This is a genomic window from Bradyrhizobium sp. UFLA05-89 (genome assembly GCF_059803475.1).
This window is the reverse complement of sequence record NZ_JBANBA010000005.1, coordinates 99427-124959: the sequence shown is the minus strand read 5'-3', so window position 1 is coordinate 124959 and position 25533 is coordinate 99427. Positions and strand designations below refer to the sequence as shown.

28 protein-coding genes are annotated in these 25533 nt (G+C 64.5%); 13 read left to right on the top strand and 15 right to left on the bottom strand.

Annotated elements, in window-relative coordinates:
* Position 1: 1 nt before the first annotated feature.
* The 6 genes from SO139_RS04690 to SO139_RS04665 form a co-directional block, all read right to left on the bottom strand.
* Positions 2–325 (bottom strand): XdhC family protein, encoded by a 324-nt coding sequence (locus tag SO139_RS04690; RefSeq protein WP_027525321.1) that lies wholly within the window; start codon positions 323–325, stop codon positions 2–4.
* 10 nt (positions 326–335) lie between these two features.
* Positions 336–1538, bottom strand: coding sequence for a vWA domain-containing protein (locus SO139_RS04685; RefSeq protein ID WP_449377212.1), 1203 nt, complete (start codon positions 1536–1538; stop codon positions 336–338).
* Between the two features lie 112 nt (positions 1539–1650).
* Positions 1651–2559, bottom strand: coding sequence for an AAA family ATPase (locus tag SO139_RS04680; protein WP_449377211.1), 909 nt, complete (start codon positions 2557–2559; stop codon positions 1651–1653).
* 92 nt (positions 2560–2651) lie between these two features.
* Positions 2652–3458, bottom strand: a complete 807-nt coding sequence (locus tag SO139_RS04675; protein ID WP_449377210.1) for an FAD binding domain-containing protein — start codon at positions 3456–3458, stop codon at positions 2652–2654.
* 39 nt (positions 3459–3497) lie between these two features.
* The gene (locus tag SO139_RS04670) at positions 3498–3983 is read right to left on the bottom strand and encodes a (2Fe-2S)-binding protein (protein ID WP_027525325.1); all 486 of its coding nucleotides are present in this window, start codon (positions 3981–3983) and stop codon (positions 3498–3500) included.
* A 133-nt stretch (positions 3984–4116) separates the two neighbouring features.
* Positions 4117–4563 carry an SRPBCC family protein gene (locus SO139_RS04665; RefSeq protein WP_449377208.1) on the bottom strand — a complete coding sequence of 149 codons (447 nt, stop codon included), beginning with the start codon at positions 4561–4563 and terminating at the stop codon, positions 4117–4119.
* Between the two features lie 169 nt (positions 4564–4732).
* On the opposite strand from SO139_RS04665, the gene SO139_RS04660 reads away from it, so the two are divergent.
* From SO139_RS04660 to SO139_RS04650, 3 genes are all read left to right on the top strand, one after another.
* The gene (locus SO139_RS04660; RefSeq protein WP_498539728.1) at positions 4733–6088 is read left to right on the top strand and encodes a 3-carboxy-cis,cis-muconate cycloisomerase; all 1356 of its coding nucleotides are present in this window, start codon (positions 4733–4735) and stop codon (positions 6086–6088) included.
* A 75-nt stretch (positions 6089–6163) separates the two neighbouring features.
* Positions 6164–6946 (top strand): 3-oxoadipate enol-lactonase, encoded by a 783-nt coding sequence (gene pcaD, locus SO139_RS04655; protein ID WP_498539727.1) that lies wholly within the window; start codon positions 6164–6166, stop codon positions 6944–6946.
* A gap of 164 nt (positions 6947–7110) precedes the next feature.
* Complete coding sequence (locus SO139_RS04650; protein ID WP_498539726.1) at positions 7111–7503, top strand: carboxymuconolactone decarboxylase family protein; 393 nt, start codon at positions 7111–7113, stop codon at positions 7501–7503.
* On the opposite strand, the gene SO139_RS04645 is transcribed toward SO139_RS04650, so the two are convergent.
* Both SO139_RS04645 and SO139_RS04640 read right to left on the bottom strand, forming a co-directional pair.
* A complete protein-coding gene (locus SO139_RS04645) occupies positions 7465–7983 on the bottom strand; it encodes a hypothetical protein (protein ID WP_498539725.1) in 519 nt (172 codons plus the stop codon). The genes SO139_RS04650 and SO139_RS04645 overlap by 39 nt on opposite strands.
* 226 nt (positions 7984–8209) lie before the next feature.
* The gene (locus tag SO139_RS04640; RefSeq protein WP_254111720.1) at positions 8210–8371 is read right to left on the bottom strand and encodes a hypothetical protein; all 162 of its coding nucleotides are present in this window, start codon (positions 8369–8371) and stop codon (positions 8210–8212) included.
* A 265-nt stretch (positions 8372–8636) separates the two neighbouring features.
* Between SO139_RS04640 and SO139_RS04635 the strand changes: the two genes are divergently transcribed.
* The 5 genes from SO139_RS04635 (at position 8637) to SO139_RS04615 (ending at position 13733) form a co-directional block, all read left to right on the top strand.
* The gene (locus SO139_RS04635) at positions 8637–9554 is read left to right on the top strand and encodes an ABC transporter permease subunit (protein ID WP_449377203.1); all 918 of its coding nucleotides are present in this window, start codon (positions 8637–8639) and stop codon (positions 9552–9554) included.
* Positions 9555–9566: 12 nt separating this feature from the next.
* Complete coding sequence (livM, locus tag SO139_RS04630) at positions 9567–10895, top strand: high-affinity branched-chain amino acid ABC transporter permease LivM (protein WP_449377202.1); 1329 nt, start codon at positions 9567–9569, stop codon at positions 10893–10895.
* Complete coding sequence (locus tag SO139_RS04625; protein WP_449377201.1) at positions 10892–11725, top strand: ABC transporter ATP-binding protein; 834 nt, start codon at positions 10892–10894, stop codon at positions 11723–11725. The genes livM and SO139_RS04625 overlap by 4 nt, the downstream gene beginning before the upstream one ends.
* Positions 11722–12462 (top strand): ABC transporter ATP-binding protein, encoded by a 741-nt coding sequence (locus SO139_RS04620; protein ID WP_027525334.1) that lies wholly within the window; start codon positions 11722–11724, stop codon positions 12460–12462. Before SO139_RS04625 ends, SO139_RS04620 begins: the two co-directional genes overlap by 4 nt.
* A 152-nt stretch (positions 12463–12614) precedes the next feature.
* A complete protein-coding gene (locus tag SO139_RS04615) occupies positions 12615–13733 on the top strand; it encodes a branched-chain amino acid ABC transporter substrate-binding protein (protein WP_449377200.1) in 1119 nt (372 codons plus the stop codon).
* A 78-nt stretch (positions 13734–13811) separates the two neighbouring features.
* On the opposite strand, the gene SO139_RS04610 is transcribed toward SO139_RS04615, so the two are convergent.
* Positions 13812–14189 carry a response regulator gene (locus tag SO139_RS04610; RefSeq protein WP_449377199.1) on the bottom strand — a complete coding sequence of 126 codons (378 nt, stop codon included), beginning with the start codon at positions 14187–14189 and terminating at the stop codon, positions 13812–13814.
* 288 nt (positions 14190–14477) lie between these two features.
* On the opposite strand from SO139_RS04610, the gene SO139_RS04605 reads away from it, so the two are divergent.
* Together SO139_RS04605 and SO139_RS04600 are read left to right on the top strand one after the other, a co-directional pair.
* Positions 14478–17258: a PAS domain S-box protein gene (locus tag SO139_RS04605; protein WP_498539724.1), complete on the top strand. Its 2781-nt coding sequence runs from the start codon at positions 14478–14480 to the stop codon at positions 17256–17258.
* A 62-nt stretch (positions 17259–17320) separates the two neighbouring features.
* Positions 17321–18316, top strand: a complete 996-nt coding sequence (locus tag SO139_RS04600; protein ID WP_498539723.1) for a P1 family peptidase — start codon at positions 17321–17323, stop codon at positions 18314–18316.
* Between the two features lie 146 nt (positions 18317–18462).
* On the opposite strand, the gene SO139_RS04595 is transcribed toward SO139_RS04600, so the two are convergent.
* On the bottom strand, positions 18463–19305 hold the full coding sequence (locus SO139_RS04595) for an EF-hand domain-containing protein (protein ID WP_449377196.1): 843 nt from the start codon (positions 19303–19305) through the stop codon (positions 18463–18465).
* 256 nt (positions 19306–19561) lie between these two features.
* On the opposite strand from SO139_RS04595, the gene rpe reads away from it, so the two are divergent.
* The 3 genes from rpe to SO139_RS04580 all read left to right on the top strand — a co-directional run bounded on the left by rpe (position 19562) and on the right by SO139_RS04580 (position 20953).
* Positions 19562–20263 carry a ribulose-phosphate 3-epimerase gene (gene rpe, locus SO139_RS04590; RefSeq protein WP_449377195.1) on the top strand — a complete coding sequence of 234 codons (702 nt, stop codon included), beginning with the start codon at positions 19562–19564 and terminating at the stop codon, positions 20261–20263.
* A 148-nt stretch (positions 20264–20411) separates the two neighbouring features.
* The gene (locus SO139_RS04585) at positions 20412–20558 is read left to right on the top strand and encodes a hypothetical protein (protein ID WP_449377194.1); all 147 of its coding nucleotides are present in this window, start codon (positions 20412–20414) and stop codon (positions 20556–20558) included.
* Positions 20559–20761: 203 nt separating this feature from the next.
* Positions 20762–20953: a hypothetical protein gene (locus SO139_RS04580; RefSeq protein ID WP_449377193.1), complete on the top strand. Its 192-nt coding sequence runs from the start codon at positions 20762–20764 to the stop codon at positions 20951–20953.
* 100 nt (positions 20954–21053) lie between these two features.
* On the opposite strand, the gene SO139_RS04575 is transcribed toward SO139_RS04580, so the two are convergent.
* The 5 genes from SO139_RS04575 to SO139_RS04555 form a co-directional block, all read right to left on the bottom strand.
* Positions 21054–22493, bottom strand: a complete 1440-nt coding sequence (locus tag SO139_RS04575; protein WP_449377192.1) for a serine/threonine protein kinase — start codon at positions 22491–22493, stop codon at positions 21054–21056.
* A 3-nt stretch (positions 22494–22496) separates the two neighbouring features.
* On the bottom strand, positions 22497–23237 hold the full coding sequence (locus tag SO139_RS04570) for a metallophosphoesterase family protein (RefSeq protein ID WP_449377191.1): 741 nt from the start codon (positions 23235–23237) through the stop codon (positions 22497–22499).
* Between the two features lie 115 nt (positions 23238–23352).
* The gene (locus SO139_RS04565; RefSeq protein WP_498539722.1) at positions 23353–23961 is read right to left on the bottom strand and encodes a hypothetical protein; all 609 of its coding nucleotides are present in this window, start codon (positions 23959–23961) and stop codon (positions 23353–23355) included.
* Positions 23954–24625, bottom strand: a complete 672-nt coding sequence (locus SO139_RS04560) for a DUF2135 domain-containing protein (protein WP_449377189.1) — start codon at positions 24623–24625, stop codon at positions 23954–23956. The genes SO139_RS04565 and SO139_RS04560 overlap by 8 nt, the downstream gene beginning before the upstream one ends.
* The gene (locus SO139_RS04555) at positions 24622–25392 is read right to left on the bottom strand and encodes a MotA/TolQ/ExbB proton channel family protein (protein WP_498539721.1); all 771 of its coding nucleotides are present in this window, start codon (positions 25390–25392) and stop codon (positions 24622–24624) included. The genes SO139_RS04560 and SO139_RS04555 overlap by 4 nt, the downstream gene beginning before the upstream one ends.
* Positions 25393–25533: the final 141 nt, after the last annotated feature.

Genomic DNA, 25533 nt, shown 5'->3' with positions numbered 1-25533 from the left:
GCTAGCCAACCTTCTCGACGAAGACACGGATGGTACCGCCGCAGGACAACCCGACGTTCCAGGCGGTCTCGTCGGCCACGCCGAACTCCAGCATTTTCGGCTTGCCCGTCTCGATCACGTCCATGGCCTCGGTGACCACGGCGCCTTCGACGCAGCCGCCGGACACCGAGCCCAAAAACGTGCCGTCGTCGTTGATCACGAGGCTCGAGCCCGCCGGCCGCGGTGCCGAGCCCCAGGTCTCGACCACCGTTGCAAGCGCTACGCCATGGCCGGCCTTCTGCCAGTCCTCCGCCGCCTTCAGGATATCCTCGTCGCGATCGAGCATGGCCTACCTCTCAAGCTGCGGAACGGATCAGGCTGCGGTGATGCGGCGGCAGCGGCTGGGAGAGCGTCTTGATCAGCTCCTGGATCGAACTCAAATTATGCACCGGGCGGAATTCGTCAACGTGGGGCAGCATCATTTTGATGCCCTGGGCCTTGGCCTCGAAGCCGCCAAACCTGAGCAGCGGGTTCAGCCAGATCAGCCGGCGGCAGGAGCGGTGCAGCCGGTCCATCTCGAAGGCGAGCTTGGAGTCCGCCTCGCGCTCCAGCCCGTCGGAGATCAGGAGCACGATGGCGCCCTGGCTCAGCACGCGCCGCGCCCACAATTTGTTGAAGTTGTGCAGCGAGGTCGCAATCCGCGTGCCGCCGGCCCAGTCCTCCACCGCCGCCGAGCAGCTTGCCAGCGCCTCGTCCGGATCGCGCTGGCGGAGCGCACGGGTGACGTTGGTGAGGCGGGTGCCGAACAGGAAGACGGAGACGCGCTTGCGCGCGTCGGTGATGGCATGGAGGAAATGCAGGAACAGGCGGGTGTATTCGCTCATCGAGCCCGAGATATCCAAGAGCGCCACGATCGGCGCCGGCTTCTCGATCCGCCCGAGGCGGTGGATGTCGATGATGTCGCCGCCGGTGTGCAGCGAGGCCCGTAAGGTTCGGCGCAGGTCGAGGCGCAACCCGCGCCGATCGGGCCGATGCCGGCGCGTCAGGAGCTCGGCCTGCGGCAGCTTCATCTTCTCGATTGCGCGCAGCGCTTCGCTGATCTCCGCCGCGCTCATCTGCGCGAAGTCTTTCTTCTGAAGGATTTCCTTGTCGGAGACCGACAGGCGCAGATCCTGCTCCTGGTGCTGCGGCGTCTCCGTCATCTGCGGCTGCGACAGCGCCTCCTGGACGCGGCGGGAGGCCGGCGGCGGCTTCTTCTTGGCATGATCAGGCAGCGGCACCGAATCCAGCATGTGCTTCCACTCTTCGGAAGGCCTGAAGAACAGATTGAAGGCCTGCCTGAAGATCAGCGCATGCTCGTGGCGCTTGACGAAGATCGCCTCTAGCGTGGTGAAGACGTCGGCGCGGCTGCCGATGTCGATCACCTGGAGCGCGTTGACGGCATCGATCACCGCGCCGGGGCCGACGGGAAGACCGGCAGCACGAAGCGCGCGGGCGAAACCGACGATGTTGTCGGCGAACTGCTCGGTCTTGTCAGGCGCAAGGTGATTGATGGCCATGGTCTATCCCCTCCTCCGTCATTCCGGGGCACGCGAAGCGTGAACCCGAAATCCAGAGGTTGCAGCGCGAGATTCCGGTTTCGCGCTTTGCCGCGCCCCGAATGACGAAACCTTACGACTCGCTCGTCGCGTCCTTCAGCACCTTTTGCAAGGCATCGCCCTGCATGCGGACGATGTCGTCCTGATACTTGAGCAGCGCGCCCAGCGTGTCGCCGACGACCTGCGCCGTCAGCGAGCGGGCGTCGAGTTCGGAGAGTGCCGTCGCCCAATCGATGGTCTCGGCGACGCCCGGGGACTTGTAGAAATCCTGGTTGCGCAGCGCCTGCACGAAACGCACCACCTGCTGCGACAGCTTTGCCGAGATGCCAGGCACGCGCGTCTTGATGATCGCGAGCTCGCGCTCGGCGGAGGGATAGTCAACCCAGTGATAGAGACAGCGCCGCTTCAGCGCGTCGTGGATCTCACGGGTGCGGTTGGAGGTAATGATGACGATCGGCGGATGCGGCGCCTTCACGGTGCCGAATTCGGGGATGGTCACCTGGAAGTCACTGAGGATTTCGAGCAGATACGCCTCGAACGCCTCATCGGCGCGATCGAGCTCGTCGATCAGCAGCACCGGCGGGCCGGCAACGTCCGGCTCCAGCGCCTGGAGCAGCGGCCGCTTGATCAGATAACGATCGGCGAAGATGTCGGACGAGAGCTGCTCGCGATCGGTGTCGCCGGCGGCCTCCGCCATCCGGATCGCGATCATCTGTGCGGCGCTGTTCCACTCATAGACCGCGGAAGAGACGTCGAGGCCCTCATAGCATTGCAGGCGGATCAGCTTCCGTCCCAGCGCGGTCGACAGCACTTTTGCGATCTCGGTCTTGCCGACGCCAGCCTCGCCTTCCAGAAACAGCGGGCGCCCCATGCGCAGCGACAGATACGTCACCGTCGCCAGCGACCGCTCCGCAAGATAGCCGCGCGAAGTGAGGAGTTCGAGCATCGCATCGACCGATGCCGGCAGTGCCGCTGCAGTCATGAAAGAGCCAGTCTCGCTACGCCCGGTCCGGGCAACTTTTATTTGCGCATGATCTTGTCGGAAAACCGCTGCACACTTTTCCGGATCGTGCGCTACTCTTTGGCGTTGGCAGCGTCGACGGCGCGCCGCGTCAGCACCCCGATCAGGTGCGCACGATACTCCGCGCTGCCGTGGATATCGCTGTTGAGGCCTTCGGCCGGCACGTCGATGCCGTCGAACACCTTCGAGGAGAAGCGCTTCTTCAAGGCTTCCTCGAACGCAGTGACGCGGAACACGCCGTCCGAGCCGGCGCCGGTGATGGCGACGCGCACATCCGACGGACGCCGCGCCACGAACACGCCAACCAGCGCATAGCGCGAGGCCTGGTTGCGGAATTTGACGTAGGCCGCCTTCTTCGGCAGCGGGAACATCACCTTCGTGATGATCTCATCCGCCTCGAGCGCGGTCGTGAACAGGCCCTGGAAATACTCTTCCGCCTTCAGACGGCGCTTGTTGGTGACGATGGTGGCGCCGAGCGCCAGCACCGCCGCCGGATAGTCCGCGGTCGGGTCGTTGTTGGCGAGCGAGCCGCCGATCGTGCCCTTGTGACGGACCGCCGGATCGCCGATTCCGCCGGCAAGGCTCGCGAGCGCCGGGATCGCTTCACCCACGATGGCCGACGTCGCGACATCGGCGTGCTTCGCCGTGGCGCCGATCACCAGCGAACGGCCCTTCATCTCGATCGTGTCGAGACCTTCGATATGCGAGAGATCGACGAGATGCGGCGGGCTTGCGAGGCGCTGCTTCATCACGGGGATCAGCGTATGGCCGCCGGCGATCACCTTGGCGTCCTCGTTCTTCACCAGGAGATTGGCCGCCTGCCGCACGGTCCCAGGGCGATGATACTTGAATTCGTACATAATGGACTTCCTGATCGCGAGATGCGCGCGAATGTCGGTTTACGCGAGATCGGATTTCGCCATCGCCTTCGCGCCGGCGGCGATCGAGGCGACGATGTTCTGGTAGCCGGTGCAGCGGCAGAGATTCCCTTCGAGCTCTTCGCGAATCGTGTGGTCGTCGAGCTCGTGGCCCTTGCGATGCACGATGTCGATCGCGGTCATGATCATGCCGGGCGTACAGAAGCCGCACTGCAAGCCGTGATGCTCGCGGAAGGCCTCCTGCATCGGATGCAGCGGCGCGCCGTCGGCGGCCAGCCCCTCGATGGTCTTGACCTCGTGGCCGTCGGCCATCACCGCGAGCGTGGTGCAGGATTTCACGGCCTTGCCGTCGAGATGCACGACGCAGGCGCCGCACTGCGAGGTGTCGCAGCCGACATGGGTCCCGGTCAACCGCAGATGCTCGCGCAGGAACTGCACCAGCAGGGTGCGGGGGTCGACATTGGCATTGACGGGATTGCCATTCACGATAAGGGAGATTTTGGCCATCAGGACTCTCTGGTCAGCACCCCGCCCTGTCAGGCGAAGCGGTTCTTATAGTTATTCCAACCCATCATATGGGCCATTGCACCTTCGGGCAACATCGCCCGAAATGCAGGCAGTTATGCCTTTAGGCGCAGAGCTAACCCTGTACCGCCTTGGCGAAATTCGCAAAAAATTCGTCGGCCAGCTTTTTGGCAGCGCCGTTGATCAGGCGCTGGCCGAGCTGCGCCAACTTGCCGCCGATCTGCGCCTCGACATCATAGGAGAGCAGCGTGCCGCCATCCTTCTCAGACAGCTTCACCGCCGCGCCGCCCTTGGCAAAGCCGGCCACACCGCCCTCGCCTTCGCCTGTTATCTTGTAGCCGTTCGGCGGGTCGAGATCGCTGAGCATGACCTTGCCCTTGAAGCGCGCCGACACCGGGCCGACCTTCATCTTGGCGACCGCGCGAAAACCGCCGTCTTCGGTCTTCTCCAGTTCCTCGCAGCCGGGGATGCAGGCCTTCAGCACCTCGGGATCGTTGAGCTTGGTCCATACGGATTCGCGCGACGCCGCAAGCTGAACTTCGCCGTTCATTGTCATGGCCATAGGCTGCCTCCCGTGATCACTGACGTAACGCTGCTCAAGTAACGCAGGGCCGCCGCAAAGGAAAGGGCGACCGACGATCACATGCAATGCATATTCGCAACTGCAAAAAGCTTGCGTGAACGGTTGGGGATTGGCAGACGCGGCCCATGGTGGTTAGGTCCCGCACAACATGAGCACATCCCTCTCCCCCCTGCTTGCGCCGATGCTGTCGAGCGCCGCCATGCGCGCGATCTGCGATGATCGGGCTTATCTGCAAAACATGCTCGAATTTGAGGCAGCGCTGGCCCGGGCTGAAGCTGCCACCGGCGTGATTCCCGCAAGCGCGGTCGGCCCGATCGAAGCCGCCTGCAAGGCGGCCGCGTACGACCTTGCCGCGCTCGCCGAAGCCGCGACCAGGTCGGGCAATCTGGCGATCCCCCTCGTCAAGGCGCTGACCGCCGGCGTCGCCAGGGCCGATGCTGAGGCGGCGCGCTACGTGCACTGGGGCGCGACCAGCCAGGACGTCATCGACACTGCGACCATGCTGATGCTTCGCGCCGGGATCGACGCGCTGGACGCCGACCTCAGCCGCGCCATCAAAGGGCTCGCTGCACTGGCGCGCGCCCACCGCAACACCGCCATGGTCGCGCGCACCTGGCTCCAGCACGCGCTGCCGAAGCCGTTCGGATTGAAGGCTGCCGAATATGCCGCAAGCCTTGCCCGCGCACGCTGCCGGCTGCGGCGGCTCCGCCGCGAAGGCCTCGCGCTGCAATTCGGCGGCGCCGCCGGCACGCTCGCAGCGCTTGGCGACAAGGGGCTTGTCGTCGCCGAGCGGCTTGCGCAGGAGTTGAACCTGCAATTGCCCGAAGCGCCCTGGCATACCCATCGCGACCGAATCGCCGAGGCGGCATCAAGCCTTGCGATTCTTGCCGGCAGTTGCGGCAAGATCGCCCGCGACGTCTCGCTGATGATGCAGACCGACGTCGCCGAAGCTTTTGAGCCCGCCGGCGAAGGCCGCGGCGGCTCCTCGACCATGCCGCACAAGCGCAATCCGGTCGCAGCGGCAAGCGCGCTTGGGGCTGCTACGATGGCGCCGCAATTGGCCGCGGCGATCTTCGCGGCCCAGGTCCAGGATCACGAGCGCAGCGCCGGCCCGTGGCACGCGGAATGGCCGACGCTGCCGCAGTTGATGCTGGTCGCTTCCGGCGCGCTTGCTGCCATCGTCGATATCGCCGAAGGACTCGACGTCGACGTCGCGCGCATGCGCGCCAATCTCGACGCGACGCATGGCCTGATCATGGCGGAAGCCGTCACCTTCGCGCTCGCCGAAACAATCGGCAAGAGCGAGGCGCATCACCTGATCGAGTCCGCCAGCAAGAAGGCGGTCGCCGAGAAGAAGCATTTGCGCGACGTGCTCACGGCTGATTCGAACGTCACCGCGCATCTTGCGCCGGAGAAAATTGCGGCATTGTTCGAGCCGATGGCCTATCAAGGCGCTTCCCAGGCCCTGATCGACCGGCTGCTCGACAGCCTCGACCAAGATTAATGGTTTGAGCATGATCCTTTCGGAAAACCGCTGCACACTTTTCCGGATCATGCTCCAAAACGGAGACCCCGCCATATGCCCATGATCGATGCCGACGGGTGCCTGCTCAACGTCTCCGTCGAGGGCCGCGACGGCGGGCCAACCCTGATGCTCTCCAACTCGCTCGGCTGCACGCTGCAGATGTGGGAGCCGCAGATGAAGGCGCTGACGCAGGTGTTCCGCGTCATCCGCTACGACCGCCGCGGCCATGGCAAGTCCACCGTGGCCCCCGGTCCCTATTCGATGGAGCGCTTCGGCCGCGACGTGCTGGCGATCCTCGACGACCTCAACATCGAGAAGGTGCATTGGTGCGGCCTGTCGATGGGCGGCATGGTCGGGCAATGGCTGGGCGCCCACGCGCCGGAGCGGTTTGGCAAGATCATCCTCGCCAACACGAGCTGCTACTACCCCGATCCGACCAACTGGCTGAACCGCATCAAGGCGGTCAAGGAAGGCGGCATCGCCGCTGTCGCCGATACCGTGATCGCCGGCTGGCTGACGGCCGACTTCCGCGAGCGCGAGCCGCAGATTTCCGCGAAGATGAAGGCGATGCTGGTGGCCTCCCCGGTCGAAGGCTATCTCGCCTGCTGCGAGGCGCTGTCAACGCTCGACCAGCGCGCGCTGCTGCCGAAGATCAAGAGCCCGACGCTGGTGATCGCCGGCCGCCACGACATGGCAACCCCAATTTCGGCGGGCGAATTGATCCGCAGCCAAATTCCCGGCGCCAGCATGACCATCATCGATGCCGCCCACATCTCAAATGTCGAGCAGCCGCACGCCTTCACTGACGCGGTGGTCGGCTTCTTGACGCAACGATAGTGCCGCACGTTCGAACACCTCTCCCATCGGGAGAGGTCGGCGCAAAGCGCCGGGTGAGGGGTTATGGTCCCTCATGAGCACCTGAGCGCCCTCACCCGATTTGCTGCGCAAATCGACCTCTCCCCGATGGGGCGAGGTGAAGAACCGCCCAAGAGGAGAAGTCCATGGACGACGAGAAGCGCCGCGATGCCGGCATGAAGGTGCGCCGCAAGGTCCTCGGCAACGCCTGGGTCGACAAGTCGATCGCCAACCGCAATGCGTTCAACACCGATTTCCAGGACCTGATCACCAGCTACGCCTGGGGCGAGATCTGGACGCGGCCGCATTTCGACGAGCGGACCCGTCGCGTGCTCGTCATCGGCACCATGGTCGCGCTCGGGCAATGGGACGAATTTCGCCTGCACGTGCGCGCAGCGCTCGCCGAGGGCGGCTTCACCCCCGACGATATCAAGGAAATCCTTCTGCAGCAGGCGATCTATTGCGGCGTGCCGGCGGCCAACCACGCGGTCAAGGAAGCCTCAGCGATTGTGCAGGAGCTCGGCCTGCTCAAGCCCTAGCGACGCTGTCGATTCGACGCGCGGCTGGGCCGGCCGCTCGATCACCAGCACGATTGTCGCGCCGAGCAGCAGCAAGAGCTCGGTCGCGTGCAGCCTGAGGGCAGCCACCTCGCCGACCTTCGAGGCCATCACCATGCTCGCAAACGACATCAGGCTGCCGATGACAAGTGCAATGGCGAGCGCCTCGTCGGAGCCGCCGGCCTTGCGGACCCTGGGGAGCGAGAGCAGCGCCAGGAAAATGGCAAAGAAGGCCACCACGGTGAGGCGGCCGAGCGCCAGCAGCCACGCCGCGCGGACCGTGCTCATGCCCGACATCTGAAGCTGGTCGCTGATGAACAGCGCCACCGCGACGCTCGGCCGCTCGTAGAGGCCGTGCACGGGGGCGACCATGATATTAAAGGCAATCAACGTCCAGGCCGGGATGAAATAGGCGGCCAACACCACGCCATTGATTGAGCTGATCCGCCAGTTCTTCAGCATTGCCGCTTCCCGCATGATTTCCGTTGGGCCCGAGCCGGTCGGGGCCTTTTGCGGCAGCTAACTCCCCTCGACTTGAGGCGGCAATTTAAACCCTTTGTTTACCTTAACTGCCGTGGACAAGCCTCAGCCGGGCAAATGGAAAAAGTCCCGCCTTTCGGCGGGACTCTTACAACTCCAAAGTGCTTGCAACTCCAAGGCGCTTGCACAACTCCAAGGTGCTTCGGGATCAACGCTGGTCCTGACCATGCTGGCCCGGCTTGTCGCCCTGGCGCATCGGATCCTGTTGCTGCTGTCCGGGTTTCTGGCCACCACCCTGCTGCTGCTGATCGGGGCGCTGGCCGGGCTTCTGATTCTGCTGGCCCGGATTCTGATTTTGCTGCTTCGTCATCGCGGGAAACTCCCTTGTTGGACGCCAGAAGAGCATAACGGCCGGTGTCTATTTTGGTTGCCGGGGAACCGGGTTCCCTCTCCGGAGGTGGAACCCGGGACGCGAAATGAACTCTGTACAAGCCTTTATGCCAAGGCCAAGCCCAGTTGCGGCGGCCAGTTCCCTCCTGTTACAACAAAAGGGATGCTCAAGGGCTGCCGGGGCCCCAAGAACTCTCTCTCAAGAGCTCCCTTTGAGCCGCACCAAGTTCAGATAACGGCAGCCCATGGACTATTTCACCCAGCAGCTCATCAACGGTCTCGTCCTCGGTTCGATCTATGGCCTGATCGCCATCGGCTACACGATGGTCTACGGCATCGTCGGCATGATCAATTTCGCCCATGGCGACATCTTCATGATCGGCGGCTTCATCGCCCTGATCACCTTCCTGATCCTGGTTTCGTTCGGCCTGACCGCGGTCCCGATCATCCTGCTCGTCGTGCTCCTGGTCTCGATGGCAATCACCGCGCTCTATGGCTGGACCGTCGAGCGCATCGCCTACCGGCCGCTGCGCCACTCCTTCCGCCTCGCCCCGATGCTGTCGGCGATCGGCATGTCCTTCGTTCTGACGAACTACTCGCAGGTGGCGCAGGGCGCCCGGGTCAAGCCGATCCCGCCGTTGATCACCGGCGGCTACACGTTGCACGAGAGCGCGGACGGTTTCGTGATCCAGCTCTCCAACATCCAGATCGTGGTGGTCGTCACCACGATCGTGCTGCTGTTGATCTTCAACCGGCTCGTATTGCGCACGCGGCTTGGGCGCGACATGCGCGCCTGCGAGCAGGACCAGACCATGGCGGCGCTGCTCGGCGTCAATGTCGACCGCACCATCTCCATGACCTTCGTGATCGGCGCGGCGCTCGCGGCAGTGGCGGGCCTGATGTACCTGCTCTACTATGGCCAGGTCGATTTCAACATGGGCTTCGTCGCCGGCATCAAGGCGTTCACGGCGGCCGTGCTCGGCGGCATCGGCTCGCTGCCGGGCGCGGTGCTGGGCGGGCTTGCGATCGGCCTGATCGAGACCTTCTGGTCGGCCTATTTTTCGGTCGAGTACAAGGACGTCGCCGCGTTCTCGATCCTGATCATCGTGCTAATCTTCATGCCGACCGGCCTTCTCGGCCGTCCCGAAGTCGAAAAAGTCTGACGGGTCGCCCGCGTGACAGCTCTTTCGCAAGAAACGGTATCCGCAACCCGCACCGCAGCGGGTATCCCCTTCATCCTGAAAAAGGCTTTCCTGAGCGCCCTCGTCGCGCTGGTGCTGTTTTCGCTGATGATCGGCATCCGCACCGAGGCCGGTCCCGATGGGCAACTGACCTACTGGACGAGGTTCGGCGAACTCGCCTCCATCGTCGGCATCGTATTCGGAGGATCGATCCTCATCGAGTTGCTGCGGCAATGGATCGGCCCTGTCGGCGCCGAGAAGCTGGTGCCGCCCGCCGTGCATCGCGGCATGTCGATCCTTGGCCGGTACCTGGCGCCGGCGCTTCTGATCTTCACCCTCCTCGTGCCGGCGATCTTTTACAACCAACGCTACATCCTCGACCTCGCGATCCTTGTGCTCACCTATGTGATGCTGGGCTGGGGCCTCAACGTGGTGGTCGGGCTCGCCGGCCTGCTCGATCTCGGCTACGTCGCTTTCTATGCGGTGGGGGCCTATTCCTATGCGCTGCTCGCCACCAATTTCGGCCTGTCGTTCTGGATCTGCCTACCGCTCGCCGGAATCCTCGCAGCCATGTGGGGCGTTATGCTCGGCTTCCCGGTGTTACGACTGCGCGGCGACTATCTCGCGATCGTCACGCTCGCTTTCGGCGAGATCATCCGGCTCGTCATCATCAATTGGCAGAGCCTGACCGGTGGCCCGAACGGCGTCACCGGCATTCCGCGCCCCACCCTGTTCGGCATCCCGCTCGACAACAGCGACGATGGGCTCGCCGCAAAGCTCGGCATCGAATATTCGCCGACCCACCGCATCGTCTTCCTGTTCTACCTGATCCTGGCGTTGGCGCTGCTCACCAACTGGGTGACGATCCGGTTGCGGCGCCTGCCGATCGGCCGCGCCTGGGAAGCGTTGCGCGAGGACGAGGTCGCCTGCCGTGCGCTCGGCATCAACACCACTACCACGAAACTGACGGCATTCGCGACGGGTGCGCTGTTCGGCGGCTTCGCCGGCGCCTTCTTCGCAACGCGCCAGGGTTTCATCAGCCCGGAATCCTTCACCTTCCAGGAATCCGCGCTGGTGCTTGCCATCGTGGTGCTCGGCGGAATGGGCTCGCAGCTTGGCGTGGCGCTCGCCGCTCTCGCCATGATCGGCGGCTTCGAGCTGTTCCGCGGGCTTGAGATCTACCGCATGCTGGTTTTCGGCTGGGCGATGGTGCTGATCATGATCTGGCGACCGCGCGGCCTGATCGGCCATCGCGCGCCGACCGTGTATCTGAAGAAGGCGCAGGCCATCTCCTCCGACCTCGTCAAGGAAGGCCACGGATGAGCGGCGAGCGTATCCTCAGCGTCGATCAGCTCACCATGCGCTTCGGCGGCATCGTCGCCGTGCAAGACCTGTCGTTCGCGGCGGACCGGCGCAAGATCACGGCGCTGATCGGACCGAACGGCGCCGGCAAGACGACGGTGTTCAACTGCATCACCGGCTTCTATAAGCCGACCGGCGGCACCATCCGCCTCACCCACGATGACGGCAAGGAAATCGCGCTCGAGCAACTCAACGACTTCCGCATCGCCAAGCAGGCCAAGGTCGCGCGCACCTTCCAGAACATCCGCCTGTTTCCCGGGATGACGGTGCTGGAAAACCTGATGGTGGCGCAGCACAACATGTTGATGCGCGCCTCCGGTTTCACCTTCCTCGGCCTGATCGGTGCGCCGAACTACCGCAGTGCGGAGGCGCAGGCGATCGCTCTCGCCACCGACTGGCTGAAGCGAGTTAGCCTCCTGGATCGCGCCGACGATGCGGCCGGCAACCTCGCCTATGGCGACCAGCGCCGCCTCGAGATCGCGCGCGCGATGTGCACCGAGCCTGCACTCCTGTGCCTCGACGAGCCGGCTGCCGGCCTCAACGCGCGCGAGAGCGCCGCCTTGAGCGAGCTCTTGCTTTCGATCCGCAACGACCTCGGAACGTCGATCCTCCTGATCGAGCACGACATGTCGGTGGTGATGGAGATCTCCGACCACATCGTGGTGATGGACCACGGCGTGAAGATCGCGCAAGGCACGCCGCGCGAGGTGCGCGACGATCCCAAGGTGATCGCCGCCTATCTCGGCGCCGACGAGGAAGAGGCGATGGCGGTCATGGAGAGCGGGTCGTGACGGCGGCATCCCCCCTGCTCGCGATCCGGGGCCTGCGCGCGGCCTACGGCAAGATCGAGGCGCTGAAGGGCGTCGACGTCGAGATCAATTCCGGCGAGATCGTCGCGCTGATCGGCGCCAACGGCGCCGGCAAGTCGACGCTGATGATGACGATCTTCGGCAAGCCGCGCGCCCGCGCCGGGCAGATCCTGTACGAGGGCAAGGACATCACCGCCGTCCCGACCCACGAGATCGCGCATTTGCGCATCGCGCAGTCGCCGGAAGGCCGCCGCATCTTCCCGCGGATGAGTGTCGCCGAGAACCTCCAGATGGGGGCTGATGTCACCGACAGCACGCCGGCGGAACGGGAGAGCACGCTCGAGCGCGTGTTCGCGCTGTTTCCCCGCCTGAAGGAACGATTTGCCCAACGCGGTGGAACCCTGTCCGGCGGCGAGCAACAGATGCTGGCGATCGGCCGCGCCTTGATGAGCCGCCCTCGCCTGCTTATGCTCGACGAACCCTCGCTGGGGCTCGCACCGCTCATTGCGCGACAGATTTTCGACGCGATCCGCACCCTGAACCGGCAGGATGGCCTGACCGTGCTGATCGTCGAGCAGAACGCCAATCATGCCCTGAAGCTCGCGCATCGCGGCTACGTCATGGTCAACGGCCTGATCACGCTCGCGGGCAGCGGCGCCGAATTGCTGCAGCGCCCCGAAATCCGCGCCGCCTATCTGGAAGGTGGCCGGCACGCCTGACCAGGCCCGCCCTGCGCGAGAAAGCGGCTAGATATCTTTGCTAATGCCCGTATTTTGCCGGTGACTTCTCCGTAAATTCATTCAAGAATGGCGCCGGTTTGAACCGGACCAACCCGGCAACTCCCAACAAACGACCACCCGCGAGGTATCTCATGAAATCACTGAAGCTCATCGGTCTGGCATTTGGCGCGTCCGTAGCGCTGTCGACGGCAGCGTTCGCGCAGGATATCACCATCGCAGTCGCGGGCCCGTTGACCGGTACCGAGTCCGCCTTCGGCCGGCAGATGAAGAACGGCGCCGACCTGGCGGTGGCCGACATCAACGCCGCCGGCGGCGTTAACGGCAAGAAGCTCGCGCTCGACGCCGAAGACGACGCCTGCGATCCCAAGCAGGCCCGCTCGGTGGCGGAAAAGATCGCCGGCGCCAAGATCCCGTTCGTCGCCGGGCATTTCTGCTCGTCGTCCTCGATCCCGGCTTCGGAAGCCTATGCCGACGGCAACGTGCTCCAGATCACGCCTGCCTCCACCAACCCGCTCTTCACCGAGCGCAAGCTGTGGAACGTGGCGCGCACCTGCGGCCGCGACGACCAGCAGGGCCTGATCGCCGCGCAGTACATCGGCAAGAACTTCAAGGGCAAGAACATCGCGATCCTCAACGACAAGACCACCTACGGCAAGGGTCTTGCGGACGAGACGAAGAAGGCCCTCAACAAGGCCGGCATCACCGAGAAGCTCTACGAATCCTATAACAAGGGCGACAAGGACTTCAACGCGATCGTTTCGCGCCTGAAGAAGGACAACATCGACCTCGTCTATATCGGCGGCTACCATCAGGAAGCCGGTCTGATCCTGCGTCAGATGCGCGACCAGGGCCTGAAGACGGTGCTGATGTCGGGCGACGCGCTGGCCGACAAGGAGTACGCCTCCATCACCGGCCCGGCGGGTGAAGGCACGCTGTTCACCTTCGGACCCGATCCGCGCAACAAGCCGAGCGCGAAGAAGATCGTCGAAGCTTTCAAGGCGAAGGGCATCGATCCGGAAGGCTACACCCTCTACACCTACGCCGCGCTGCAGGTCTGGTCGCAGGCGGTGAAGAAGGCCGGCACAACCGATCCGAAGAAGGTCATGGAGACCATCAAGGCCGGCAAGTGGGATACGGTGCTCGGCCCGATCGAAATTGACGCCAAGGGCGACCTCAAGCAGATCGACTACGTCGTCTACAAGTGGGACGCCAAGGGCAACTACGCCGAACTCGGCGCCAAGGGCTCGTAACGAGAGTTCGCAACGCCTCGGCGTTGAGGCCATCCTTCCAAACGCCCCGGCTCGCCGGGGCGTTTTCGCATCCGGCAGTCAGACCGCGGCCTGGAGCTTGCCCGACTGCGCCGTCTTGAGCGCCTGGAGGAGATCATTGGGCCGGAACGGCTTCTGCAGGCAGACGACGTTGGCAAGGCCCGGTGCCTCCTCCATGAAGTCGAGGGCCGTCATGCCGGAGACGGCGACGATCGGGAAGTTTGGGGAGCTCTCGCGGATCGCCGTCATGACCTCGAGGCCGCTGGCGTCGGCCAGGAAAATGTCCACGATCGCCGCATCGAACGCCACTTCGCCAAATGCCTTGAGGCCGGCCGCGCCGCTCTCCGCCTCCACGACCTCGAAACGATTGACCCGGAGCACGATGGATACCATCGCCCGGACCTCCTTCTGGTCGTCGATCACGAGGATCCGGGGCATGGAACAACTCCCGTCGTCACGAAATGGTGTCGGTCAAGAAATCTGCCTCCCGGAACGGGATCCCGCCACAGCGGTAGAGGTATTATTTCCCCAGTCGGTAAAGACCAGCTTACCCGGTCTCGGCTGCTCGTTCTGGGAAAAATTAAGTAAGCTCTAACCTTCGGTTGAGTCGCGTATCTTCCCATCAGAGCGCGTGCCCAGACCCCGCTACCGCGCAGAGCGGTAGCGGGCTAGGATATGCTCCAAGGAGTGTCTGGAAGCGTCAATGGCGGTCCGTAAGAGGTGAACGTGCTGGCACCGAACGACCGAAGCACCTTTCTATCGACCTTGCCGGCCGCTCGGAGCGATCGCACTGCAGCATTGGCGATCGTTGGCGTCTCGTCGATTCTGTTCGCTTTGGCTGTTCCGTTCGCCCGAGTGCCGCTTGCGCGCGTTCCGGCCTTCGTCGCGAGTTACCAGTCCGCGCTTGCGATCATCGACATCGTCACTGCGGTGCTCCTGTTGTCGCAATTTGCGGTCCTGCGGACCCGCGCGCTGTTGATGCTCTCGACCGGCTACCTTTTCACCGCGGCGGCAGCAATTGCCCACGCCCTGACCTTCCCCGAGTTGTTCGCGCCAACAGGACTTTTGGGCGCGGGTCCACAGACCACCGCCTGGCTCTATATGATCTGGCACGGCGGCTTTCCGCTGTTCGTGCTCGCCTATGCCTGGCTGAAGGACGCCGGCGGTGGCGTCAAAATAAGGGGGGCGGTGCGCACTGCGATCCTCTGCAGCATACTGGGACCGGCCGCGGCGGTCATCGCCTTTGTCTGGATCGTCACGGCCAAGCACGACCTGCTGCCGGACCTTTTGCGCGACGGCCACTTTACGCCAACGCAGATCGGTGTGATCTCGTTCGTATGGTCCTTGAGCTCCGCCGCCCTGGTCACGCTGTGGTTTCGGCGGCCGCATTCGGTGATCGACGTCTGGCTCATGGTTGTCATGTGCGCCTGGCTATTCGATATCGCCCTGTCGGGAATCCTCAATGGCGCTCGCTTCGATCTCGGTTTTTACGCGGGGCGGATCTATGGTCTACTAGCCGCGAGCTTCGTGCTCGCGGTGCTGTTGATCGAGAATGTCCGCCTGCAGGCGCAGACCATCGATTTGCTCGGCATGCTGCGACGGCAATCGGCCTCGGAGCGCGACCATCACGGCGAGCGCGAGCGGCTGTTCAGCTCGGTTGTGGAATCCTCCAACGATGCCATCATCACCAAGACGCTCGATGGCACCATCACCGCTTGGAATCGCGCCGCCGAGCGCTTGTTCGGCTTCTCCGCGACGGAAGCCGTCGGCAAACCGATCGACATCATCATGCCGGAGGGCCGCCGGGAGGAGTTGGAGGACATCCTCGCCCGCACCCGAAATGGCGAGGTCATCGAGCAGCACGAAACCGTGCGCGTGCACAAGAGCGGGCAGCCGCTCGACGTCGTGCTCAGCCAGTTCCCGCTGTGGTCGTCGGACGGCAAGATCATCGGCGCCTCCAAGATCGCCCGCGACATCACCGAGCGGAAGCGAACGCAGGCCGCGCTCAATCGCGAGGTCGAGGAGCGCCAGCGCATCTTCGAGACGTCGCAGGACCTGATCCTGGTCACCGACGGTTACGGCAATTTCGTTCAGGTCAGCCCGAGCGTGAAGGATATCCTCGGTTTCAGCCCGGAGGACATGATCGGACACAACGCGACGGAGTTCATCCATCCCGATGATCTCGAGGGAACGCGCGAGGAAATGCGCGCCGCGCGGCGCGGCCTGACCAAGCGCAGCTTCGAGGCGCGCTACCCCCACAGGGACGGGCATGACGTCACGTTGAACTGGATGGGCACCTGGTCCGACCCGGTGAAGCGCCATTTCTTCATCGGACGCGACCTCACCGAAAAGAAAGCGGCCGAGGCCCAGTTCAGGCAGGCGCAGAAGATGGACGCCATCGGCCAGCTCACCGGCGGCGTCGCCCATGATTTCAACAATGTGCTCACGGTCATCACGGGCACGATCGGGATCCTGTCAGACGCCGTCGGCGACCGGCCCGATCTGGCGGCGATCACCAGGCTGATCGATGATGCGGCTGAACGCGGCGCGCAATTGACCAGGCACCTCCTCGCCTTTGCCCGCAAGCAGCCGCTGCAGCCGCGCGAGGTCGATCCCAACGCGCTGGTCGTGGAAGCCGCCAAGCTGCTGCATCCGACGCTCGGCGAGCAGGTCACCATCTCGCCGCAACTGACCGAGGACGCCTGGCCGGCACTGGTCGATCCGAGCCAGCTCACCACCGCGATCCTGAACCTCGCCTTGAACGCGCGCGACGCCATGCCCGACGGCGGCACGCTGGTCCTGGAGACCCGCAACGTCTTCCTCGACGAGGGCTATGCGAGCATGAACGTCGACATCATCGCCGGCAACTACGTGATGATCGCGGTGAGCGACACCGGCACCGGCATTCCGGCTGAGCTGATCGAGCGGGTGTTCGACCCCTTCTTCACGACGAAAGAGGTCGGCAAGGGCACCGGACTTGGGCTGAGCATGGTGTTCGGCTTCGTCAAGCAGTCCGGCGGGCACGTCAAGATCTACAGCGAGGAAGGTCACGGCACGAGCGTGAAGATCTATTTGCCGCGCTCGACCGGCGTGCAGGAGACCCCGCTCGAGGCGATGCGGAACGTTCCGATCGAGGGCGGCGACGAAAAGATCCTGATCGTCGAGGACGACGCGCTGGTACGCCAATATGTCGTGACCCAGATCAGGAGCCTCGGCTACAACGCGCTGGAAGCGGCGAATGCGGCGGAAGCGCTGACGCTCATCGACGGCAATGCCGACATCGACCTGCTCTTCACCGACGTGATCATGCCCGGCGCCATGAACGGCCGCCAGCTCGCCGACGAAGCGGCGAGGCGTCGCCCGGCGCTGAAGACACTGTTCACGTCAGGCTATACCGAAAACGCCATCGTCCATCACGGCCGGCTCGATACCGGCGTGCTGCTGCTCGCAAAACCCTACCGCAAGTCCGAGCTCGCCAGAATGCTCCGCATCGCGCTCGCCAGTTGAGCGCAGCCTCCGCCTACGCTATCGCTGAAGGCACTGCCGCTTGCAGCGCCGGGAGTGCCGCCTTGAAAAACCTCCTCACCGACATCGCCGGTGTCCGCGTCGGGCACGCCCATGACGAAAAGCTCGCCTCGGGCGCGACCGCAATCGTCTTCGACCAGCCGGCGGTGGCGGCGATCGACGTGCGCGGCGGCGGGCCCGGCACGCGCGAGGACGCTCTGCTCGATCTTGCCAACACGGTCGAGCGCGTCGATGCGATCGCGCTGTCGGGCGGCTCCGCCTTCGGGCTCGAGACTGGCGGCGGCGTACAGGCCTGGCTCGCCGAGCAGGGCCGCGGATTCCGGGTCCGCGAGGCGCTGATCCCGATCGTACCGGGCGCGATCCTGTTCGATCTTCTCAATGGCGGCGACAAGGCCTGGGGACGCTTCCCGCCCTACCGCGACCTCGGCTACGCCGCGGCAGCCTCGGCCGGCGTGGACTTCGCGCTCGGCAACGTCGGCGCGGGCCTCGGCGCCACCACGGCGAATTTCAAGGGCGGGCTCGGCTCGGCGTCCGCCGTGACCAGCAACGGCATCAAGGTCGCGGCAATCGCCGCCGTCAACGCAGTCGGCAGCGTCACCGTGGGCGACGGCCCCTGGTTCTGGGCCGCGCCGTTCGAGGTGGGCGGCGAGTTCGGCGGACGCGGCCTGCCGGATAGCTTCACGGATGACATGCTCAAGATGCGCATCAAGGGCGGGCCGGCCGCCAGTGCGCGCGAGAACACGACGATCGGTCTCGTGGTCACCGACGCAACGCTGACCAAGGCGCAAGCCAAGCGCCTCGCCATGATCGGGCAGACCGGCTTTGCCCGTGCGATCTATCCGGTGCATGCACCCACCGACGGCGACGTGCTGTTTGCCGCTGCGACCTGCGAGAAGGCGATCGATCCGATCGTCGACCTCACCGAGGTCGGCATGGTCGCAGCCAACGTCGTGGCGCGCGCGATTGCGCGTGGCGTGTACAGCGCCACGGTGTTGCCGTTCGCCGCTGCGCTACCTTCGTGGAGGGATCGGTTCGGTTAGTCCAACACTCGTCACCGCCCGGGCTCGACCGGGCGGTCCAGTATTCCAGAGACAATGACGCACACGGAGAGGCCGCGGCGTACTGGGTGCCCCGGTCAAGCCGGGGCACGACACCCGAAATTCGGCCGGAGCAGTCCGCTCTCTCGTCAGACGCTCACCGACAGCGACGAGGCCGCGGTGGCCGACAATTGCTGCGCCTCGCGCTGGATCATCTGCTCGATCCAGTTGTAGGACGAGGTCGCCGCGTTCGAGCCGCTGGAGTTGGAGCCGGAGCTCGATGAGCTCGATGCAGCCGGCGTCGTCATCGAGACCTTCGAGCCGTCGGCATAGGTGACGGTGGTCGTGGTCGAGCCGTCGCTATTGGTCACGGACGTCGAGGTCGCCCCGGTCAACGGATCGGAGCCGCCGTCCGAGCCGCTGGAGCTGGCGTCTCCGGAGCCGCTGGAGCTGCCGGCGCTTTCGGCATGGTGGTGACCGTGATGCCCACCCTGCAGCGCCTTCGACATCTCGTCGAGGCTGACGCTGCCGTCGCCATTGGTGTCGAGCTTGGAGAAGACGTCGTCGGCCTGCGCCACATTGGTGCCGCCCGCGCCCAGCGCGTTTTCGAATTCCGATTTGGTGATACTGCCGTCGCCATCAGCATCGATCTGCGAGAACAGATCCTTCAGCGCGTCCTGCGGACTCATCGACGTCGACGATGAGCTCGTTGAGGAGCTCGACGAGGTCGAGCTGGAGGAGCTGCTCGTGCTCACCGACGACTGGCTTTGCGCCGCAATCAGCGCGCTCATCGTCTCAGGCGAGATCTGCGGACAGTTGCCGGAGTTGACCGACGAGCTCGCGCCACTCGTCGTGCTGCTGCCGCTGTCGATCGAGAACGGGTTGGTCGCCCCTTGCGTGGAGCCTGTCTGCTGCGTCGAGGACGTCTTCGAGGACGTCAACGACTGCAACGCGTCGAGCGCACCCGACACGGCACCAAGGGCGAACAACATTCGACAACTCCGGACGATGCGGCAAGCCGCGGCCAATGCTCCAGTCCAGTCAGCAAGCGTCGTGCCAGCGCAAAAACCTCAATCAAATCCGGCTTTGCCGCGCCTTGGGCCGCCAGGGAACACCGGCAATTCGTGCCGGTTACGGCAGAATTTTCCGCCCACAGGAAGCGCTTCCCCCTGCATTGCCCCCCCGCATCGCCCATGTTAGGCGAGGCCCATCGTCACACGGCCCAACACTTTTCGGGAAACTGTGCCCATGACCCAAGCCCTCGCACTCCGCCCCCTGGTGATCGCGCCGTCGATCCTGGCGTCGGATTTTTCCAGGCTCGGCGAAGAGGTGCGCGCGGTCGATGCCGCCGGCGCCGACTGGATGCATCTCGACGTCATGGACGGGCATTTTGTTCCGAACATCTCGTATGGCCCCGACGTCATCATGGCGATGCGTCCGCACACCAAGAAGATCTTCGATGCGCATCTGATGATCGCGCCCTGCGATCCCTACCTGGAGGCCTTCGCCAAGGCCGGCTGCGACCACATCACCGTGCATGCGGAGGCAGGTCCTCACCTGCACCGCTCGCTCCAGGCGATCCGCGCGCTCGGCAAGAAGGCCGGGGTCTCACTCAACCCGGGCACGCCGATCAGCGCGATTGAATACGTCGTCGACCTGATCGATCTCGTGCTGGTGATGTCGGTCAATCCCGGCTTCGGCGGCCAGGCCTTCATTCCCTCCGCGCTCGGCAAGATCCGCGACATCCGCGCGATGACCGCAGGCAGGCCGATCGACATCGAGGTCGATGGCGGCGTCGGGCCCGACGTCGCGGGTGCCCTTGCTGCGGCCGGTGCGAACGCATTCGTCGCCGGCACTGCGGTGTTCCGCGGCGGCACGCAAGAGGCCTATAAGACCAACATCGCCGCGATCCGCGATGCGGCCGCAAACGCGCGCGGTGAAGCGATCTGAACCCGCGCGGACGAAATACCTCGCGGGTTTCTACGGGTGTTGCACCGCGACAAACTTAAGATTGCCTTAAACCCCGTAGTCATCCCAGCTTCCCTGATTCGTACAAATCAATGCACAAGAGCGCTCCCCTTTTCGACGGGAGTACCTCATGACGGCGACCCTGGTCTGGATTGGCGTGGCGTTGTGGCTCGGCTTGAATGCCGTGACTGCGGCGCGCCGCGTCCATGTAGCGCCCCCGGTGAAGGTCGCATCTCGTTCCGCCCGCATCATCCACCTCAATCGCCACCGGGGCTGAACGCCCGTGAAGGTCGCGATCGCGAAACGTCAACCGAAGCGCAGGTGCCGCATCCCGCGGCGCCCGCATCCGGACCTCGATTATTTCTTCGGTCGCTACGAGCGTACAGCGTGCGAAGCCAACGATGACACCGGGTCCGAGATCGTGGACCTGGACCAGTTCGGGTCACCGCGTCAGCACTGATTTTTTTTTGGAATTGCCTGATGAAACCGCTTTGCCCCAACTGCCTGAACGAGATGTCGAAGGCAGCCTCCTCCGGCAATCTGTTCAATTGTGAACCCTGCCGCGAGATCATCCAGTTCTTCGGCGTCGGTCCCGACCGCAGCAACGCCGGCCCGGACTTCTGGCTGCCCGTCCGCCGCAAGCGCGATGGTCACGCTGCCCACGCCCTCTGAACTGCGCACTACCTTTTTGTCTGCGCATGATCTCCGCGTAAACGCATTCCGCGTTTGTCGCGCCGGAAAACCGCTACACACTTTTCCGGATCATGCGCAGCTAGCCCGCGGCTTCGTCCGCCCTCACCTCTTCTGAATCCGCGGCCATCCTCGGCGGCCGCACCACGGTGACGGTGCAGGTTGCTTCGGAGGCGACCTTTGATGAAACGCTGCCGAGCAGCGTGCGCCTGAACGAGCTCTGCCGCGCGCCGATGATGACGTGGTCGACCTGGTTGATCTCGGCGAATTCCAGGATCGCGGCGGCCGGATCGATCGCCTCCAGCACATGAACCGTGAGCCGGCTCTCGTCGAGCTTGAGCGGCGTTGCCCAATGCCTGAGCGCGACCATCCGGTCGATATGCTTGTTGGATCCGTCTTCGTCGAGCGTCCGGTCGATCACGAGACGGTTCAGCTTCAGCACGTTGACGCAGGCGAGCCGCGCCGAGGGTAGCGTAGCCAGGATCCGCTCGGTCGTGACGAGCAGCGCCTCGTTCAATTCGGGCGCGCCCTCGGCGGTGTCGAGCGCGATTGCAAGGATCGGGCTCGAGGCAATCTGCGCCGCCACATCCGATTTCGGCCGCGGCTGCGTCACCTCCTGATTGAAGCGCCGCCGCCAGGCGACCGAGAGCGGATCGCGCTTCAGTCGCTCCGAGCGCGCGGTAAGCCTGACCTTGTCGGGATGGGTGAGATCGAAGGCGAGCTGCGAGGCGGTCGGATAGCGCCGGACCGGCTCGATCTCCAGGCATCGAAGCACGATTTCCTGAAGCCAGGGCGGATAATCGGGACGCAAGTTGCGCGGCGGATGCGGATCGCGCCACAGCCGGCGTCGCATTGCGCGCAGTGTCTCGCCCTCGCCGAAGGGACGCTCGCCCGTAGTGAAGAAATAGAGCAGCACGCCCAGCGAAAACAGATCGCTGCGCGGATCGTCGCGCAGGCCCAACAGCCGCTCCGGTGCCATATACGGCGCGGTGCCGTAGGGTAGCCGGAACTCCTCCTGCAACAAGTCCGGCAGATGGTCGTGATGCGACAGCCCAAAGTCGATCAGCACCGCCTCGCCGCTTGCCCGGAACATGATGCTGCTCGGCTTGATGTCGTGGTGGATCACGTTCTGCCGGTGCAGATCGGCCAGCGCGGTCGCGATCTTTGCGACCAGCACGCGCGCCTCCTCATACGGCAACGGCAGGTCGGGCAGCCGCGGATAGAGCGTGGTGCCGGGAAGCTGCTCGATCACGACATAGGCCTGGCGCGCGAAATCGCCGGTGCCGAAGCAGTGTGGCACGTGCGGGCCGGAGAGCCGCGGCAGGATCATCTGCTCCATCTCGAAGGAGACGATGGCGGCCGGGTCCTCGCCCTCGGACACCCGCGGAACCTTCATCAGAAGCGGCGCGTCGATGCCGGGATGGGTGACCGCCCACAACGTCGCCATGCCGCCGGCATGCACGCATTCACCGACGGTGAAGCCGTCGATCTCAGCTCCGACCTTGACCAGGGATTTTGGCATCGCTCAGCGTCCCTGCGACAACCGGTCGGCCAGCCAATGCGGCAGGCCGTTCTCCCGGATCCGGCTCGCCGCCACCTCGATGTCATAGGGTGCCCGGCAATAGGTGATCTGACAGCTCTCGGTGTCGAACAGCGTAAAGCAGGCAGAGGGATCGGCGTCGCGCGGCTGGCCGACCGAGCCCATCACCGCGAGCCATTGCCGGCCGCGCAGGAGCTGCACGGGAACGTCGGTCTTGGGTACGAAGCTCGTCATCTTCGCGGTCACTGACATCGAATAAAGCGCCGGGCGATGGACGTGGCCGCAGAAAGTGACGTGGCACGGCGTCGCGATCAGGCTTTTTGCGGCGTCCGTCGTCGAGCGGACATAGTGCCATCGCGTCGGGTGCGAGGCTTCCGAATGCACATAGAGGCGGTCGTCATCCTCGACGAACATCGGCAGCTCCGCGAGGAAGCGCCGCTGCGCGGCATCGAGCCGGCCGCGAGTCCATTCGATCGCGATCTGCGCCTCGGCGTTCATGGTCTCGGCCGACGATTGGACCGCCTGGTCGTGATTGCCGCGGACAGCGACGGCGCCGTGAGCCACCAGTTCCATCGCGGTATCGACAACCCATTCCGGATCGGCGCCATAGCCGACGAAATCGCCAAGCAGGATGAAGCGCTCCGCACCGCGCTCGCGCGCCGCCTTCAGGCACACGTCAAAAGCCTGCCGGTTGCCATGGATATCCGAAAAGACGGCCAGTCGCACGCGTCCTCCACCCTCAAACCCTGTTCGTATGCCGATAAAGCCAATTTGAGGGACGTCAACAAGATGCGCCAGCGCACGGCTGTTGACCAGCCGTTGCCGCCCAGGCGGGTGGAGCCTATTGCTCGTCCTTGGGGGGCATTCTGGGCGGCGGCAGCGGAGTGAACACTGCGCCCTGCTCGCTACCTGCCGGCGGAGCCCTGAATTCTCCAGTCGATGAATCGCCACCGGCCGTCTCGATCACGGCCTTGGGCGTCACATATTCCCGGACCATGTCGATGATGGTGCCGTCACCTCCGCCGAAATCCGCGGCGCGCCCGCCCTGCGGGCGTCCTGCCGCGATCTCGTTCTCCGCTCCATGGGTCTTCTCGGCCAGCGTATCATTGTAGGGAACGCGGAATGCCCTCGGGATGCCGCTCGGCCGGTGGTCATCGTCGAGCTCCTCGACCCACAGATAGATCGAGCCGGGGTCACCCTCCAGCGAATGCGGCTCGACGATGCGCGCCGCCAACAGCTTGAATGATACAGGCAGCCGGTCCGTGCTGGCCCAGCCGAGCAGCCCGCGCATGGCGCCGAAGCTGACGAGGTAGAAGACGCTGGTCACAATGACGGCCATGGCCTTCAGCGACCAGTGCAGGCGTCCATAGACCAGGACGACCAGGAGCAGTGCGCCGATCACGGCGTAAGCGACCGAAATCGTGAGTATGACGAGTTGCAGGCTAGTCACGACGCATCCTCACGCCAGTCTTGGGATCGATGTCCGCGCCGTTGCGCCAACTGCTGCGGAAGGTTTCCAGCAGCGATTTCGGCCGCTGGTCGACATTGACCACCTTGCCTTCGGAATCGAGCCGGAACCGCACCGCGGTCTTTTCGTCACCGGTATGGTTGACCGTCAGCTTGTTGTCGAAGATCACCTGGGCGGTCGGGTTGAGCTTCTGCACCTTCACGTTCGCCGAGACCGGCTCGCCGGTGGTCGCCTGGAAATGCGAGACGTTAACAGTGTATTCGCCGGCGACGATGCCGCGCACGGTGACGATCTCCTCGCGGATGGGGGATGCGATCTTCTTGCCGTTGACCACGATGAAGTCGTTGGCCCCGCCGCGGTCGTCGCGGTCGAGGGTGAGAAAGCCGGCCTCGCGATGCCGGTACCAGGCGATGTTGCCGGCGGGATCCTGCACGAACAGGTCGAGATCATCAGGATGATTGTCCGGCCAGTCCAGCGTGATCATGAACTCGGCCTTGGAGTCGATCTTGCCGTCTTTAGCGTCCGGCGAGACGGCGAGAAGCGCGAGGAAGAACAGGAATGCGATCACCTGGAGCGCCTTGAACAGCATCACGCCGAGCGGATCGAACGGCTCCTCGCGCGGATAGAGCCCGAAATCATCCATCATGGCGGCGTTCCCGGACGCTTGCGTTCCAGAGCCGGCGTGACGTAGGTCTCGGTCAACACGACGGCGTCGGAGAACACCCGCTGGGTCGCGGCGTCGAGCATGTAGTATTGGATACGGACCAGGATCGAGCCGACGAGGCCCGCAAGCGTCGTGTACATCGCAACCGCCATGCCGTCGCTCATCAACCCCATCGAGGACCGCATCGCAACCTTGTCGGCCGCGTCCAGTCCAGCAATCGGTGCCAGCATGATGATGAAGCCGATGATGGTGCCGAGCAGGCCGAGCTTCATCAGCGTATCCGAGACGAAGGCGCCGAACCCGTTGGAGCCGCGCAGGCGGTCGGCGAGCGTCCGCAGCAGCAGCGTCTGGTCGACCGGCCGATAGTCCTGCGCCGCGGCCTTCGTCACCAGGCTCTCGATGTGATCCCTGACGAGGCCATGTGGCAGCGATGTGCCGGCGGCATCGAGCGCCTTGCTGCCGTCCTTGGTTGACAGCATCGCACGGCAGCGCCGCGCCGCCGCCCCTTCCCGCGCGATCGCGCGGGTCCGCCAGAAGCAATGACCGCACGTGACGACATAGAGAACCGCGATCACGCTCGAAATGTAGGTGCGGTCGGAGACCACCATCAGATGGATCAGGCCGAAGCGCCACAGCAGCACGACGGCGAAAATCGAGAGGCCCGTGAAGATCAGCCAGAGCAGGAGCGCGCTCCGCTCCGACGGGTCGGCCGCAGGTGGCGCGCTCTTGCCGATGGTGATCGAACTCATGCTGTCTCGCTCCCCGGTCTGTTGGCGACCCGCCCCCGATTAGATCAAAGCCGCCCGGCGCAGTCCAAAGAGCCATGCCCAAATCGGCTTGGGAAATTTTCCCGAGCAGCATCGCCCGATGTCGGCCGCGATTGGCAAGGT